Raw genomic sequence first — 15,806 nt, 5'->3', positions numbered from 1 at the left:
CGCTGCCGTTCCACCGGCGCAACCGGATTTCCGCGCCCGGGGGGCGCTCTTGTGCGATCCATCCGTACGGGTTTGGGTGGTGGGGAGGCACCGAGAGAAGGAGGCCCGGCATGTCGTGCGACACCCCCGGGGACCACGGTCCGCCCGGCCAGCCCCCGCCCCTGGGCGAGGCCGAGGCCGAGGATTTACTGCGCTGCATCTGCTTCAAGACGGGGCCGCCCCGCAAGGTGGGTGTGGAACTCGAATGGCTCATCCACGACCGGGATCATCCCCGCGTCCCCGTACCGCACCACCGTCTCGAAGCCGCCGCCGGCCTTCTGCGGGCCCTGCCCCTGAGCGCGGCGCTCACCTTCGAACCCGGCGGCCAGCTGGAGCTCAGCTCGCGCCCCGCCGACTCCCTGATGGCGTGCGTGGAGGCCACCGCCGCCGATCTCACCGCCGTACGCGACGCCCTGGACCGGGTGGCGCTCGCACCGGTCGGTCTCGGCGTCGACCCGTGGCACCCGCCGCGCCGTCTGCTGCGCGAGCCGCGCTACGACGCCATGGAGACCGCGTTCGACCGGTCCGGGCCGGCCGGCCGCGCCATGATGTGCACCACCGCGTCCGTCCAGGTCTGCCTGGACGCCGGAGAGGAGGAACCCGGTCCGCTCGGCTACGGGCGGCGCTGGCAGCTCTGCCATCTGCTGGGCGCGGTCCTGGTGGCGGCGTTCGCCAACTCGCCGCTCCGGCTGGGCCGCCCGACGCCCTGGCGGTCGGCGCGGCAGTCGCTGTGGGCCGAACTCGACCCGTGGCGGCCGCTGGCACCGCCGGGCCGTCTGCCGCCGCGCGACGACTGGACCGCACATGTGCTGGACACCCCGGTGATGTGCATCCGGAACGACGTGGGCCCGTGGGCCGTGCCCCGGGGGCTGACGTTTCGCGACTGGATCCGCACCGGAGCGCCCAGGCCACCGGTGCGCGCCGATCTCGACTACCACATCAGCACGCTCTTCCCGCCCGTACGCCCGCGCGGTCATCTGGAGCTGCGCATGATCGACGCCCAGCACGGTGCGGACGGGTGGCTGGTGCCGCTCGCCGTCACCACTGCCCTGTTCGACGACCCGGAGGCCGCAGAGACCGTGTACCGCACAGTGAAACCACTGGCCGAGACGGCCGGGGCGGATCCGGCGCCGCGCAATCCGCTCTGGGTCCGTGCCGCCCGTGACGGCCTGACCGATCCCGAGCTGGGGGCGGCGGCCGCCGTCTGCTTCGAGGCCGCCCTGACGGCGCTGCCCCGGCTGGGGGCCTCGGACGCCGTACAGGACGCCGTGGCCGGATTCACCGACCGCTTCGTCGCCCGGGGCCGATGTCCGGCCGACGACCTTCCCGGGCTGCTCGCTCCGGCTCCGCCCGGTGGTCCGGGCCATCACTCCGAGGAGGCCCGCTCATGACCGGCTCCCCCGCTCCCGTCGGATCCTCGCCCCCCGGGGCGGCCGTCGAGGCGCTGCGGCAGCGCGCCCTCGCCGCCCTGCTCACCGCCCGGGAACGCACCGCGCTGCTCACCGACAGCGTGGACGACGACGAACTGACGGCCCAGCACTCGCCGTTGATGTCCCCGCTGGTCTGGGACCTCGCGCACATCGGCAACCAGGAGGAGCTGTGGCTGTTGCGCGGGGTGGCCGGGCGGGAGGCGATGCGCCCGGAGATCGACGGGCTGTACGACGCCTTCGAGCACCCCCGGGCGGCCCGTCCCTCGCTCCCCCTGCTGCCGCCCGCCGAGGCGCGGGCGTACGCCGCGGAGGTGCGCGGCCGGGCCCTGGACGTCCTGGACGGCGCCGCGCTGGAGGGCGGCCGCCCCCTGGTGCGGTCCGGGTTCGCCTTCGGCATGATCGCCCAGCACGAACAGCAGCACGACGAAACCATGCTGATCACCCATCAGCTCCGGACGGGACCGGCCGTGCTGACCGCGCCCGTGCCGCCCGCCGCCGTCGACGCGGCGGCCCTTCCGGACGACGTCCTGGTCCCCGGCGGCCCGTTCACCATGGGGACGTCCACCGAGCCCTGGGCCCTGGACAACGAACGCCCGGCCCACGTGCGCGACGTCCCGGACTTCCGCATCGACACGACGCCGGTCACCTGCGGCGCGTACCAGGAGTTCATCGAGGACGGCGGCTACACCGAGCGGCGCTGGTGGGCGCCCGAGGGGTGGGCGACGGTCCGGGAGCGGGAACTGACCGCTCCCCTGTTCTGGCACCGGGACGCCGGTCAGTGGCTGCGCCGCCGGTTCGGTATCACCGAGGTGGTGCCGGCCGGTGAACCGGTGCTCCATGTCAGCTGGTACGAGGCGGACGCGTTCGCCCGCTGGGCGGGGCGCCGGCTGCCCACGGAGGCGGAGTGGGAGAAGGCGGCGCGCCACGACCCGGTCTCGGGACGTTCCCGGCGCTACCCCTGGGGCGACGCGGACCCGTCGCCCGAGCTGGCCAACCTGGGCCAGCGCCATCTGCGCCCCGCCCCCGCGGGAGCGTACGCGCAGGGCGCGTCCCCTTGTGGCGCACGGCAGTTGATCGGCGACGTGTGGGAGTGGACGTCGAGCGACTTCCTTCCCTATCCCGGCTTCTCGGCGTTCCCGTACCGCGAGTACTCCGAGGTGTTCTTCGGCCCGGCCCACAAGGTGCTGCGCGGCGGCTCGTTCGCCGTGGACCCGGTGGCCTGCCGGGGGACGTTCCGCAACTGGGACCTGCCGGTGCGGCGCCAGATCTTCTCCGGGTTCCGCACCGCGAGGGATGCCTGATGTGCCGTCATATCGCTTATCTGGGGCCGTCGGTGGCGCTCGGCGAGCTGCTGACACAGCCGCCGCACTCCCTGGTGCGCCAGTCCTGGGCACCCCGGCACCAGCGGTACGGGACCGTCAACGCGGACGGTTTCGGCGTCGGCTGGTATGCGCGGGGCGACCGGGTGCCCGGACGCTACCGGCGCCGCGGCCCGGTCTGGGGCGACGAGACGTTCGCCGACCTGGCCAGGGTGGTGCGCAGCACGGCGCTGCTCGCCGCCGTCCGGGACGCCACCGAGGCGGGCGCCGACGGGGAGGCGGCGGCCGCGCCGTTCGCCGCCGGGCCGCTGCTGTTCAGCCACAACGGGGCGGTGAGGGGCTGGCCGCACTCGGTGGCGCCGCTCGCGGCGGCGCTGCCGGCGGCCGAGTTGCTCGGTCTCACGGCGCGCTGCGACTCGGCGCTCCTCTGGGCCCTCGTACGGCACCGGCTGGCCGACGGCGACGCGCTCCCGCAGGCCGTCGCCGACACCGTGCTCGATGTGGCGGCCGCGGCGCCGGGGTCCCGGCTGAACCTGCTGCTGACCGACGGCTCGACGATCACCGCGACGGCCTGGGGCGACACCCTGTCCTTCCTGGCCGAACCGGGCGTGCGCACGGTCGTGGCCTCGGAGCCGTACGACGACGATCCGCGCTGGCGCACGGTCCCCGACCGCACTTTGCTGACGGCGACCCGCGCCGACGTTCTGCTGACCCCGCTCAAGGAGCCCGCCGAGTGAGTCCCTTCCTGCTGACCCGTACCCTGCCGGAGGACGCGACGGACGCGGCGCTGCGCGCCGATGTCCTGCACGGTCTGACCCGGCATCCGAAGACGCTGCCGCCCAAGTGGTTCTACGACGCGCGCGGCAGCGAGCTGTTCGAGGAGATCACCCGGCTGCCCGAGTACTACCCGACCCGTGCCGAGCGGGAGATCCTGATCGACCGCGCGGACGAGATCGCCCGGGTGTCCGGGGCCCGGACCCTGATCGAGCTGGGCTCCGGTTCGTCCGAGAAGACCCGGCACCTGCTGGACGCGCTGCCCGCGCTGCACAGCTATGTCCCGGTCGATGTGAGCGAGAGCGCGTTGCGCGGTGCGGCTCAGGCTCTGCTCGCGCAGCGGCCCGAGCTCTCCGTACACGCCCTGATCGCCGATTTCACGGGCGGGCTGGCGCTGCCGGGCACGCCGGGGCCCCGGCTGATCGCGTTCCTGGGCGGCACGATCGGCAATCTGCTGCCCGAGGGGCGGGCGGCGTTCCTGAAGTCCGTACGGTCGCTGCTCTCGCCGGGCGACGCGCTGCTGCTCGGCACCGATCTGGTGAAGGAGGAGGGGGTGCTGGTCGCCGCGTACGACGACGCGGCGGGGGTGACCGCCGAGTTCAACCGGAACGTGCTGAGGGTCGTGAACCGGGAGCTGGGCGCGGACTTCGAACCGGCCGCCTTCGACCACGTCGCGCTCTGGGACCCGGAGCGCGCATGGATCGAGATGCGGCTGCGGGCCCGCCGGGCGCACACCGTGAAGGTCCCGGCCCTGGATCTGCTGGTGGGTTTCGAGGCCGGTGAGGAGATGCGCACGGAGGTGTCGGCCAAGTTCCGCCAGGAGGGGGTCCGGGCGGAACTGGACGCGGCCGGTCTGCGGCTGGATCAGTGGTGGACGGATTCCGGCGGCCGGTTCGCGCTGTCGTTGGCGACGGCGGTCTGAGCGCGGCGGGCCAGGGCGCGGCGGTCCGGCGGGCCGTCCGCCGGGATCGGGGGCAGGACGCGGATCTCGGCGGTCAGGCCCGCCGCCGTCACCACCCGCCACAGCGAGGCGATGAGCGGGTCGTCGCCGACGAACGCGGCCGCCCCGGCCGGGGCGGCGTGCTCCGCCGGGGCGGCGCGGTAGGTGATGCGTACCGGGACGACCGGGGCGTGCGCGTCGATCGCGGCCTGGAAGGCGGCGGGGCCGAACCGGCCGCCGGGGCCGCGTCCGCACCAGGTGGTGCCCTCCGGGAAGACCACCACGCGTGAGCCGCCGCGCAGCGCCGCCGCGACGGTCCGTACGGTCGCGGGCAGCGCGCGCAGGCGGTCGCGCTCGACGAAGAGCGTGCCGCCCCGTGCGGCGAGCGGGCCGAGCAGCGGCCAGCGGCGGATCTCGCTCTTGGCCAGCATCCGGCCGGGAAGGACGGCCGCGACGAGCGGGACGTCGAGCCAGGAGATGTGGTTGGCGACGACGAGCGGGCCGGGCGACCCGGGGGCCTTGTCCGGCACGCCGGACGTGCCGACGATCCGTACCCGCACCCCGAAGGCGCGCACGACGCCGCGGGCCCAGCGCCGGATCAGCCGCTCCCGCCGGGCCGCGCCGAGCAGCGCCAGGAACGGAGCACCGAGCGCACCGGCCAGGACGCAGGCGCACCCCGCGAGCAGCAGGGCCGCGGCGGCCGGCCGGCCGCGCACCCGGCCCTCGTGGCCGGCGCAGGTGCGCGGGGTGCAGGGCGCGGTGGGCAGCCAGGGGTTCATCGCAGCGGGGCCAGGGAGAGGAAGTGGCGCAGGTAGCGCGGGTCGGTGCGGCGCAGCGACAGCAGTACGTACAGGTCGGCGACGTTGAAGTCGGGGTCGTGGGCGGGCGCCCCGCAGACCCGGGCGCCGAGGCGCAGATAGCCCCGGAGCAGCGGGGGAAGCGTGGAGAGGCCGGTGGGCACCGGGGTCCCTGCCCCGGTGTGCTGCCAGAGGCGGTGGGGGGTGACCCACTGCTCCTCGGGGGCCAGGTACTTGGTCCGTACGGTCTCCCATGCCCCGGCCGCGGCGGTGCCTCCGTCGCCGAGGGGGATCGAGCAGCAGCCGGCCAGCCAGTTGTGACCGGTGCGTTCCATGTAGCGGGCGAGTCCGGCCCAGATCAGCGCGATGACGGCGCCGTCCCGGTGGGCGGGGTGGACGCAGGAGCGGCCGACCTCGACCAGGTCGTCACGGATCGGGCCGAGCCGACGGAGGTCGAACTCGCTCTCCGCGTAGAGGCGCCCGGCGACGCGGGCCCGGTCGGGGGGCAGCAACCGGTAGGTGGCGACGATGTCACCGGTGGTCTCCTCCCGGACCAGCAGATGGTCGCAGTACGCGTCGAACGCATCGCTGTCCAGGCCGGGTTCGGGGCCCTCCATACGGGCGCCGAACTCACCGGCGAAGACCAGATGGCGCAGCCGCTGGGCGGCACGGACCTCGTCCTGGTCGGCGGCGAGGGACACCCGGTAGCGCGGGGCGGCGGGGGTGGCGGGGACGACGGGCTGCGCGGGGACGACGGGGGCGGCGGGGAGAGGAGCAGTGGGCAGCGCGTTCATGACAATCTCCGGGGACGGATCGGCAAGGGCGGCCGCCGGGCCCCGCACCGTGTGCGAAGGCCCGGCCCCTTACTTCTTCCGCGACCGGCTGGATTCGACATGACCGCCCGGGAGCGCCGACATGTGCGAAGGCTGAATCCCGGGGGTGGCCGGCGAGAGCCCCCGTCCGGCGGCCGGACGGGGCTCGTGCGGATCAGCCGCCGGCGAGCTTGGAGGTGATCTTCTCCGAGGCGGACTTCGCCTCGGCGACCGGGTCACCGCCTTCGAGCACCGCCGTCATGTACGGCTTGATCGGGTTGTCGGCCTCGACGTCCGCCCACTGCGGCGAGTTGGGCGTGGCCCGGCCCTGCGTGGCACCACGGGCCATCGCCGCGGTGCCCTCCTGGCCCACGATGACCTTGGCGAGGCCGGGCTTGTTGGGCACGTAGCTCATGGTCCTGGCCAGCTCCTCCTGCCACTTCCGCCCCGCGAGCGCCTTGACCACCTCGATGCCGTCGGCACGCCGGTCCGCCCCGGCCGGAACGATCAGGTCGGAGCCTCCGGTGAAGACGGCCCCGGGCTCCTTCGCCGTCTTGCCGGGGATCGGGAAGTAGCCCAGTTTTCCCTTGAGTTCGGGATTCTTCTTCTCGATCTGCGCGACGCTGCCGGGCACCGAGATGATCTGTGCGACATTCCCCTCGGCGAACACATCGGCCTGCGGGGGCTTTTCCTCGTCCGCGTTCTTGGGGCCGTCCCCGAGTCCCTGGAGTTGCTTGTAGAAGTCCATCCCCCGGATCGCGGCGGGGCTGTCCAGGGCGCCTTCCCACTCGCCGCCCTTCTCCTCGGCCAGTTCCCCGCCCTCGTCCCAGATGAATCCGGCGAGGACGTACCAGTTCTGGCCCGCGAGATAGATGCCCTGATTGCCGTTCCGGTTCAGGAGTTGGCTGTCGGCGATCCACTCGTCCCGGGTCTTCGGCGGATTCTTGATGCCCGCCCGCGCGAAGAGCTCCTTGTTGTAGATCACCACTCGATTGGCCGCGTACCAGGGAATGCCGTACTGCATGCCGTCGATGCTGCCCGGGTCGGCGAGGCCCGGCAGCCATTCCTCGCTGCCGAGGTCACGCACGGACTCCAGGGTGAGATCCCGCAGGCCGCCGCTCTCCGCGTACTGCGCGACCTGGGTGTTGCCGACCTCGATGACATCGGGGGTGTCCTTGCCCTTGAGGGCGCCGATGACCTTCGGGCCGATTCCGCTCCAGCTCTGGAACTTGAACTCCAGCTCGATGGAGGGGTGCTCGTCCTGATAAGCCTTGGTGAACCGCTTCAGGAAATCGGCGGAGACGCTGTCCTTCATCAGCCAGATCGTGACCTTCTTGCTGCTCGCTGCATCCGAGCCCGACCCCATTCCGCATCCGCCCAGCGCAAAAGCGGAAACGAGCGCGACGGCTCCGACGAGTACGCGGTTCTTCACCAGGTTCACCTTCTGCGAAACGGCACGAGTGTATTCAGGGACCCGGTGTGGGGGACTGCGGGCGGCGCTCGCACGGGCGTGGCTGGATTTTGGTATGGACCAATGATTTGGTCAAGGTCCGTTCACCGCACATTCTGCACGCCGACCTCTCGCGGACTCGGGCCGGGTGGGGCACCGTGGTAGGGACGAGAGGAGACATAAGATGTCAAATCACACCTATAGGGTCACCGAAATCGTCGGAACCTCCCACGAAGGGGTCGACGACGCCATCCGCAGGGGCGTCGCAAGAGCTTCGGAAACGTTGCACAATCTCGACTGGTTCGAGATTGTCCAGGTACGTGGCGAGATCAAGGACGGCCGGATCGAGCACTACCAGGTGGGCCTGAAGGTGGGGTTCCGGCTCGACGAGACCGGCTGATCCGGCCGGGTCTCAGGTGCGGCCCTCGCGCTCCTGCGCGTCCCGCAGCGCCTGCGAAGCCTTCGCCCAACGGGCCCGCACCACGGCGAAACCCGCCTGCTCGGCCGCGTCGCAGACAAGTTCGTCGTCGTCGACCAGCATCCGTACCTCGCGCTCACGGCCCAGCCTCCGCAGGATCTCCAGCTTGGTGTGCCGGGCCGGCCTGCGGTCGTCGTCGCGGCGCATGTACACCCGCCCCTCGGGCAGTCCGTGTTCCGCGAGCCAGGCGACGGTGTCCCGGCGGCACCGTTCGGGCCGTCCGGTGAGATACCTGACCTCGCACTGCTCGGCGCTGCTCAGCGCCAGCCGCACGCCCTCGGGGAGCGGCGGGTCGTCGACGGCCGCGGCGAAGAACGCGTTCCAGTCGCGCCGCCCCTCCAGGTGATGCTGCCGGTGGCCGCTGTCCGCCAGCGTGCCGTCCAAGTCGAATACGGCCAGGGGCCGGTGGTCGCTCTTCACTCCCCCATCACATCAGACCAGCGCGGCCACCAGAAGCAGCAGTACGACCACTGCGGCCACCACCGCGGCGGCCCGCAGCGACCGGCGCCTCGACCAGACGGGAAGCACCTCCAGTCCGCCGGAGCCGGGGAAGACGTAGAAGACGTGGTCGGGGTCGTCCGTCATCGCGACCGACACCAGGGGCAGCCAGCCGATGTCGACTTGTCTGGCCACCTCGCCGGGCCGGGATTCCAGCGCCGACGCGACGGCCTTCACATGCGCGGGGTCCAGGGCGTCGGGGAGCGGTTCCCCGGCGCGGGTCAGCGTGGCCCGCTGCCACGCGCCGGTGCGTCCGGCCTGCTGCCGGACCCGCAGCGGCGGCGCCGGGTCGGGAAGTCTGGTGGTGCTGCGCTCCGGGGCGTGGCCCACCGATCCGGCCGTCCACCGGGTGATCAGACCCGTTCCGTCGCACGGGGCGTGCTTCGTGGACCGCTCGCCCGCGCAGACCGGGCAGACCCTGAAACCGGTGTCCTCGCACCGCCGGCACTGCTCGGTGCCCCGGCCCCGGCACTGCGGACAGGCGGTACGCGCTCTGCGGCACTTCAGACAGGTGGTCCGCCCGGAGGGCCCCTTCTCCCCGGCCGGTCCGGACGTCGCACGGTCCTTGCGGCGTTCGCCCGTGCCGTCGCACCAGGTGCACGGTTCCACACCTTTGCAGACGGGACACGACGGGCCGATGTCGCAGTCCAGTGTCCCCCTGGCCCGGCAGCGCGCACACGGCTGCCGCCCCTCGTCGCACCCGCAGTCCACCGTCCGCGCCGAGCCGCTGAGCACCAGCTCCAGCCGCCCCGACCGGGCCGGGTTCCTGGGCGGCTCGACCGGATGGTCGCGCAGCTTCCCCTCGAAGGTCGGCAGTCCCGAGATGTCGTACCGGCCGGGCCTGGTCTCCGCGCGGGTGGTGCGGGTCTCCACGCTGCGGACGACGCGCAGGTCGAGCATCGGCAGCCGGGTGATGTCGGCGCCGGTCCGGCGCAGCCGCGGCCCCTGCCCCGGGCGGCCGATGTGCCGGGCGACCGCTTCGAGGACCTCGTCCTGCGACAGTGACTCGGCCATGACGGTGCTTCCACCTCCCCGGTCGGCGCGCCCGCGCGCCCGAGGCAGCGTACGGGCCGGGCCGTACGGCGTTCAAGGGCGCATACGGGGGCGGTCGCGGGGCACGCGCCCGGCACCCGTTGACTACCGCGCGCACGCCCGGCCGCGCGCGCGGAGGGGTGATCGGATGCTTGCGTTCCGCGAAGATCGCAAAAGGTTGTACAGGATGTGCATGGAATCCAAAGCGTTCGCAAAGCTATATTCAGGTTTGTGGCATCCAACGTTAACCATGTGAAGCGAATACTCCTGCGTTCAGGCAAGAGCCCCTACGACGTCGTCCCTGTCGAGCGGGCCCTCCACGAAGACGTGTTCGCCACCAACTCGGGCAACCTGATCTTCAGCGACGCCGCTCACAAGATCCTTGAGACGCCACGTTCTCAGGTGGTGTCCAACGGCATCACCACCAAGGTCGCCGACGCGGACCGCATCAACAGCGAGTACGACGTCTTCGTCATCCCGCTCGCCAACGCCTTCCGGCCGTCCTTCGAGCCGCAGTTGAAGCGGCTGACCCAGCTCATCTCGAAGCTGAAGATCCCGGTGGTCGTCCCCGGCGTCGGCGCCCAGACCGGCGTCAACTACTCCGCGGACCGGCTGAAGCCGATGCAGCCCTCGGTCTACGCCTTCGTCTCCGCCGTGCTCGACCGCAGCGCCTCCATCGGGGTGCGCGGGGAGTTCACCGAGCGGTACCTCCGGGACATGGGGTTCCGGGACGTGGAGGTCATCGGCTGCCCCTCGATGTTCCTGCACGGCAGCAGACTCGTCATCAGGGAGGACGGCCGGACGCTCGGCCCCTCGTCGCGCATCGCCGTCAACGGATCGCACGACGCGGTGCGCAAGCACAAGCTCGGGCAGATCATCGACCGCACCCACGCGCGCTACCCGCACCTCCGCTTCATCGGCCAGAACCTCTCCGACGCCCGTCAGCTGCACTGGCGCGACCTGTCGCACCAGAACGCCGCGGTGACCGACATCCCCACCCACCCCGACCACCCCATGTACGGGGAGGACAAGGTCCGGGTCTACATCGACCCGGTCACCTGGATGGCCGACCTGCGGGGCTTCGACTTCTCCTTCGGCTCCCGGATCCACGGCAACATCGCGGCGCTGCTGGCCGGGACCCCGGCCACCGTGCTCTGCGGCGACTCCCGGACGCTGGAGCTGTGCCGTTACTTCGACATCCCCCACCGGATGCTCACCAAGGTCCCGGCCGACCTCGACCCCGCCGATCTCTACGCCTCGGCGGACTTCGGGCCGCTGATGCGCGGTCACCAGGAGCGGTTCGACCGGTTCATGAACTTCCTCGACAAGAACGGCCTGGAGAACACCTTCGCCCACGGAGACGGCGGCGCGGCCTTCGAGACCCGGATGAGCAAGCTGGCCTTCCCTCCGGGCGTCCGCCCCTGGGTCGGCGCCGACGCCGCCGCGATGGCCCCGCGGCTCAACTGGCTCCAGACCCGGCTGGCCGAGCTCACCACCGAGAACGCCCAGCTCAGGCGGAAGCTCCTCAAGAGCGCCTCGCTGCCCGCCCAGCGTTCCACGTACCAGCGTGCCCGCAGTGTCGTGGGACGGCCCATCAAGCGGGCGCTGCGCCCCTCCCGGTGACCCCGCGCCCGCGCTGAGCCGACAAGGGCCGGTCCGCCGGGACCGGCCTCCGGCCGTCGTGGACCGGGCGCTGTGCGCCGTACCCGTGCCTAGAATCGGAGTGTTTGTCCCCGGCCGACGGCCTGCCCCGATCCGTACGGAGTCCCGCCCGCATGTCCACCCCCCACGATCCGTACGTCCGGGTGCGCGGCGCCCGTGAGCACAACCTCCAGGACGTCTCGGTCGACATCCCGCGCGACACCCTGACCGTCTTCACCGGCGTCTCCGGCTCCGGGAAGTCCTCCCTGGCGTTCGGGACGATCTACGCCGAGGCCCAGCGCCGCTACTTCGAGTCCGTCGCCCCCTACGCCCGCAGACTGATCCACCAGGTCGGCGCGCCCGAGGTCGGCGAGGTCACCGGGCTGCCGCCCGCCGTCTCCCTGGAGCAGCGCCGCTCGGCGCCCGGCGCCCGCTCCTCCGTCGGGACGGTCACCACCCTCTCCAACTTCCTGCGGATGCTGTTCTCGCGGGCCGGTGAGTATCCGGCCGGTGCGCAGCGGCTGGACTCCGACGCCTTCTCGCCGAACACCGCCGCCGGGGCGTGCCCGCGGTGCCACGGGCTCGGCCTCGTCCACCGCACCACCGAGGAGCTGCTGGTCCCCGACCCCTCGCTGTCGATCCGGGACGGGGCGATCGCCGCCTGGCCGGGGGCCTGGCAGGGCAAGAACCTGCGCGATGTGCTGGACGCGCTGGGTCACGACATCGACCGGCCCTGGCGCGAACTGGGCGCCGAGGAGCGGCAGTGGATCCTGTTCACCGACGAGCAGCCGGTGGTGACGGTCCATCCGGTGCGGGAGGCGGGGCGCATCCAACGCCCCTACCAGGGCACGTACATGAGCGCCCGCCGCTATGTGATGCACACCTTCGCGGATTCCAGGAGCCGCACCCTTCGGGCGAAGGCCGAACGGTTCCTCACCAGCTCCCCGTGCCCGGCCTGCCACGGCAGCCGGCTGCGCCCGGAGGCGCTGGCCGTCACCTTCGCCGGCCACACCGTCGCGGAGCTGGCCGCGCTTCCGCTGACCTCGCTGGCCCAGCTGCTGCGCACGGCGGGCGGCGGCGAGACGGCGCGGGTGCTGACGGCGGATCTGCTCGCCAGGATCGAGACGGTCACCGAGCTGGGGCTCGGCTATCTCAGCCTCGACCGCACGGCTCCGACGCTCTCCTCCGGCGAATTGCAGCGGCTGCGTCTCGCCACCCAGCTGCGCTCGGGCCTCTTCGGGGTGGTCTATGTGCTGGACGAGCCGTCGGCCGGTCTCCATCCGGCGGACACCGAGTCGCTGCTGGGAGTGCTGGGGCGGCTGAAGGAGGCGGGGAACTCGGTCTTCGTCGTGGAGCACCAGATGGATGTGGTGCGCCGGGCGGACTGGCTGGTGGACGTGGGGCCGCTGGCCGGTGAACACGGGGGCCGGGTGCTGCACAGCGGGCCCCCGGCCGGGCTCGCGGGCGTGACGGAGTCGGCCACCCGGCGCTTCCTCTTCGACGAGGGGCCCGCGCCGGTGCGCGAGGTGCGGACGCCGTCCGGGTGGCTGCGGCTGGACGGGGTCGACCGGCACAATGTGCGGGGCGTGGACGCCGCCTTCCCGCTCGGGGTGTTCACGGCCGTCACCGGGGTCTCGGGGTCGGGGAAGTCGACGCTGGCCGGTCAGGTGCTGGCCGGTGTGCTCGCCGACCGGCGGGCCGCCCCCGCGGACCCGGCCGCCGAGCCGTCGGCCGCCTGGTGCGCGTCGGCGCGGGGGCTGGCGGCGGTGGACCGTCTCGTGCAGGTCGACCAGCGCCCGATCGGCCGCACCCCCCGGTCCAACCTCGCCACCTACACCGGACTCTTCGACGTCGTACGGAAGCTGTTCGCCGCCACGGAGACGGCCAGGGAGCGCGGGTACAAGGCCGGGCGGTTCTCCTTCAACGTGGCGGGCGGGCGGTGCGAGACCTGCCAGGGCGAGGGGTTCGTCTCCGTGGAGCTGCTCTTCCTGCCCAGTACGTACGCCCCCTGCCCGGACTGCCACGGCGCGCGGTACAACCCGCGGACGCTCGAAGTCACGCTGCGCGGCCTGGACATCGCGCAGGTGCTGGATCTGACGGTGGAGTCGGCGGCCGGATTCTTCGCGGACACCCCGGCCGCCGAACGCAGCCTGCGGACCCTGCTCGACGTCGGGCTGGGCTATCTGAGGCTCGGACAGCCCGCGACGGAGCTCTCGGGCGGCGAGGCCCAGCGGATCAAGCTGGCCGCCGAACTCCAGCGCACCCGCCGGGGCCACACCCTGTATCTGCTGGACGAACCGACGACGGGGCTGCACCCCGCCGATGTCGAGGTGCTGATGCGGCAGTTGCACGGCCTCGTCGACACGGGCAGCACGGTGGTGGTCGTGGAGCACGACATGGCGGTGGTGGCGGGCGCCGACTGGGTGATCGACCTCGGGCCCGGCGGCGGTGACCGGGGCGGCCGGATCATGGCGACGGGAACACCCGCCGAGGTGGCCCGCGCGGCGGGCAGCCGTACGGCGCCGTACCTCGCCGCGGCCCTGCACCGGTCCTGACGGTCCTGCCTGCCCAACTCTCCGGGAAACAGCGCGAGTTGCCGTATCTGGCAAGCAATGGGGAATGAAACGGCAAAGAGCATTGACCACAGGCTGGTCCAGACCAATTATGGGCATGCCTCACGGCCGCTCCACACCGTGCGGCGTGTGACCCCCGGCCGGGTTTCACAGGAACGGGCCGCGCCCCCGAGCGGGCGCGGCCGAGCCGTGCGATCCGCCCGTTGTCTCACCCGCTGGGAGCACCCCCATGAGATGTCCACGAGCACTCGGCACCGTCCTGAGCGCCCTGGCCACGACCATCGCGTCCGCCGGCCTGGTCCTCGGATCAGGCGCCGGGGCACAGGCCTCCGCCACCGCCGCCACTCCCCTGCCCGCCCATGTCTTCGCCCCGTACTTCGAGGCGTGGAACGGCGACAGCCCGGCCGCCCTCTCCCAGGCGTCCGGCGCCAAGTACCTGACCATGGCCTTCATCCAGACGGAGGCCCGCGGTTCCTGCACCCCGTACTGGAACGGCGATTCGAGCACCCCCATCGCCCAGTCCGAGTTCGGCGCAGACTTCGCCACCATGCGCTCGCGCGGCGGCGACGTGATCCCCTCGTTCGGCGGGTACACGGCCGACAACGGCGGTACCGAGATCGCCGACAGCTGTACGAACGTCGACTCCATCGCGGCGGCCTACGAGAAGGTCATCACGACCTACGACGTGTCCCGCCTCGACATGGACATCGAGGACAACTCGCTGGAGAACAGCGCCGGGATCGACCGCCGCAACAAGGCGATCAAGAAGGTCCAGGACTGGGCCGCCGCCAACGGGCGCTCGGTGCAGTTCTCGTACACCCTGCCGACCACGACCAGCGGTCTCGCCGACAGCGGTCTCGCGGTGCTGGAGAACGCCGTGTCCAACGGCGCCGCGGTCGACGTCGTGAACCTGATGACGTTCGACTACTACGACGGCGCCTCGCACAACATGGCGCAGGACACCAAGACGGCGATCACCGGCCTCAAGGGCCAGCTCGCCGACCTGTATCCGTCGAAGACCGACGCCCAGCTGTGGGGCATGACCGGGGTCATCGAGATGCCGGGCATCGACGACTACGGCCCGGCCGAGACCTTCACCACGGCCGATGCCACCTCGGTCTACGACTGGGCCGTCTCCAAGGGGCTCAGCACCCTGTCGTTCTGGGCGCTCCAGCGCGACAACGGGGGCTGCCCCGGTACCGGCGGCAGTGACACCTGCTCCGGCATCGTGCAGGACACCTGGTACTTCAGCCACACCTTCGCCCCGTTCACGGGCGGCGGCACCGGCCCGGTGACCGACGACTACTCGGTGGCCGTCGCCCCGGGTTCGGCGACGGTCTCCCCCGGCGGCACCGCCACGGCGACGGTGAGCACCGCGGTCACCTCGGGCAGCGCGAAGACCGTGGCGCTGACCACGAGCGGGGCGCCCGCCGGGGTGACGGCGACGCTCAGCCACAGCTCGGTCACCGCGGGCGAGGCGTCGAAGCTGACGGTCGTCACCTCGGCGTCCACGGCTCCGGGCACGTACAAGATCAGTGTGACCGGCGCCTCGGGCTCCCTCAGCCATGCGGCGGTCTTCACCCTGACGGTGTCGGGGCCGGGCGGCGGCACCGGCGTCCTGGTGAACGGGGACTTCGAGACCGGTTCGCTCGGCCCCTGGACGTGCGACGCCGGCGGCGCGGTGGTCTCCTCCCCGGTCCACGGCGGTTCGCACGCGCTCGCGGCGGCGGCCACCGCGTCGCAGACCGGCGAGTGCGCGCAGACCGTCACCCTGTCCCCCAACACCAAGTACACGCTGAGCGGCTGGGTGCAGGGCAACTACGGGTACCTCGGGGTGCGCGGCGGCGCGACGGCGAGCGTCTGGGGTTCGTCGAGCGGCTACGCGAAGCAGTCGGTGTCGTTCACCACCGGTTCGACGGGGACGGTGACCGTCTATCTGCACGGCTGGTACGGACAGGGCACGGTCTACGGCGACGACATCTCCGTGACCTCCTGATCCACCGCGACGGATGAGACTTCCTGG

At 72.3% G+C, this 15,806-nt stretch carries 13 protein-coding genes; 8 read left to right on the top strand and 5 right to left on the bottom strand.

What is annotated here, in order from left to right; genetic code table 11:
- Nucleotides 1-110 precede the first annotated feature (110 nt).
- From egtA to egtD, 4 genes are read left to right on the top strand one after another with little or no spacing between them, the layout of a single operon-like run.
- A complete protein-coding gene (gene egtA / locus ACFVFH_RS23045; RefSeq protein WP_383771768.1) occupies nucleotides 111-1,430 on the top strand; it encodes an ergothioneine biosynthesis glutamate--cysteine ligase EgtA in 1,320 nt (439 codons plus the stop codon).
- Nucleotides 1,427-2,770, top strand: coding sequence for an ergothioneine biosynthesis protein EgtB (egtB, locus tag ACFVFH_RS23040; RefSeq protein WP_383771767.1), 1,344 nt, complete (start codon nucleotides 1,427-1,429; stop codon nucleotides 2,768-2,770). The genes egtA and egtB overlap by 4 nt, the downstream gene beginning before the upstream one ends.
- Complete coding sequence (gene egtC, locus ACFVFH_RS23035) at nucleotides 2,770-3,525, top strand: ergothioneine biosynthesis protein EgtC (protein WP_383771765.1); 756 nt, start codon at nucleotides 2,770-2,772, stop codon at nucleotides 3,523-3,525. The genes egtB and egtC overlap by 1 nt, the downstream gene beginning before the upstream one ends.
- Nucleotides 3,522-4,484: an L-histidine N(alpha)-methyltransferase gene (gene egtD, locus ACFVFH_RS23030; RefSeq protein WP_383771763.1), complete on the top strand. Its 963-nt coding sequence runs from the start codon at nucleotides 3,522-3,524 to the stop codon at nucleotides 4,482-4,484. The genes egtC and egtD overlap by 4 nt, the downstream gene beginning before the upstream one ends.
- Here egtD and ACFVFH_RS23025 read toward each other — a convergent pair.
- The 3 genes from ACFVFH_RS23025 to ACFVFH_RS23015 form a co-directional block, all read right to left on the bottom strand.
- On the bottom strand, nucleotides 4,427-5,281 hold the full coding sequence (locus ACFVFH_RS23025; protein ID WP_383771761.1) for a lysophospholipid acyltransferase family protein: 855 nt from the start codon (nucleotides 5,279-5,281) through the stop codon (nucleotides 4,427-4,429). The two genes, egtD and ACFVFH_RS23025, sit on opposite strands and share 58 nt — an antisense overlap.
- A complete protein-coding gene (locus ACFVFH_RS23020) occupies nucleotides 5,278-6,093 on the bottom strand; it encodes a GNAT family N-acetyltransferase (RefSeq protein WP_383771759.1) in 816 nt (271 codons plus the stop codon). The genes ACFVFH_RS23025 and ACFVFH_RS23020 overlap by 4 nt, the downstream gene beginning before the upstream one ends.
- Before the next feature lie 193 nt (nucleotides 6,094-6,286).
- Nucleotides 6,287-7,543 carry an extracellular solute-binding protein gene (locus ACFVFH_RS23015; protein WP_383771757.1) on the bottom strand — a complete coding sequence of 419 codons (1,257 nt, stop codon included), beginning with the start codon at nucleotides 7,541-7,543 and terminating at the stop codon, nucleotides 6,287-6,289.
- Nucleotides 7,544-7,745: 202 nt separating this feature from the next.
- On the opposite strand from ACFVFH_RS23015, the gene ACFVFH_RS23010 reads away from it, so the two are divergent.
- The gene (locus tag ACFVFH_RS23010) at nucleotides 7,746-7,961 is read left to right on the top strand and encodes a dodecin (protein WP_383771755.1); all 216 of its coding nucleotides are present in this window, start codon (nucleotides 7,746-7,748) and stop codon (nucleotides 7,959-7,961) included.
- A gap of 12 nt (nucleotides 7,962-7,973) precedes the next feature.
- Here ACFVFH_RS23010 and ACFVFH_RS23005 read toward each other — a convergent pair whose 3' ends face one another.
- Nucleotides 7,974-8,459 carry a hypothetical protein gene (locus tag ACFVFH_RS23005; RefSeq protein ID WP_383771753.1) on the bottom strand — a complete coding sequence of 162 codons (486 nt, stop codon included), beginning with the start codon at nucleotides 8,457-8,459 and terminating at the stop codon, nucleotides 7,974-7,976.
- A 12-nt stretch (nucleotides 8,460-8,471) separates the two neighbouring features.
- The gene (locus tag ACFVFH_RS23000; RefSeq protein WP_383771751.1) at nucleotides 8,472-9,551 is read right to left on the bottom strand and encodes a hypothetical protein; all 1,080 of its coding nucleotides are present in this window, start codon (nucleotides 9,549-9,551) and stop codon (nucleotides 8,472-8,474) included.
- Nucleotides 9,552-9,800: 249 nt separating this feature from the next.
- On the opposite strand from ACFVFH_RS23000, the gene ACFVFH_RS22995 reads away from it, so the two are divergent.
- The 3 genes from ACFVFH_RS22995 (at nucleotide 9,801) to ACFVFH_RS22985 (ending at nucleotide 15,779) form a co-directional block, all read left to right on the top strand.
- Entirely contained in the window at nucleotides 9,801-11,192 is a 1,392-nt protein-coding gene (locus ACFVFH_RS22995) for a polysaccharide pyruvyl transferase family protein (protein WP_383771749.1), read from the top strand.
- A 152-nt stretch (nucleotides 11,193-11,344) separates the two neighbouring features.
- Nucleotides 11,345-13,765 carry an ABC transporter gene (locus ACFVFH_RS22990; RefSeq protein ID WP_383771747.1) on the top strand — a complete coding sequence of 807 codons (2,421 nt, stop codon included), beginning with the start codon at nucleotides 11,345-11,347 and terminating at the stop codon, nucleotides 13,763-13,765.
- Between the two features lie 247 nt (nucleotides 13,766-14,012).
- Nucleotides 14,013-15,779 (top strand): glycosyl hydrolase family 18 protein, encoded by a 1,767-nt coding sequence (locus ACFVFH_RS22985; RefSeq protein WP_383771746.1) that lies wholly within the window; start codon nucleotides 14,013-14,015, stop codon nucleotides 15,777-15,779.
- The last annotated feature ends 27 nt before the right edge of the window (nucleotides 15,780-15,806 follow it).

It is taken from the genome of Streptomyces sp. NPDC057697, assembly GCF_042799335.1.
GTDB lineage: Bacteria > Actinomycetota > Actinomycetes > Streptomycetales > Streptomycetaceae > Streptomyces.
Note: the sequence above shows the minus strand (reverse complement) of the source record. Positions and strands in the feature narration are given on the sequence as shown.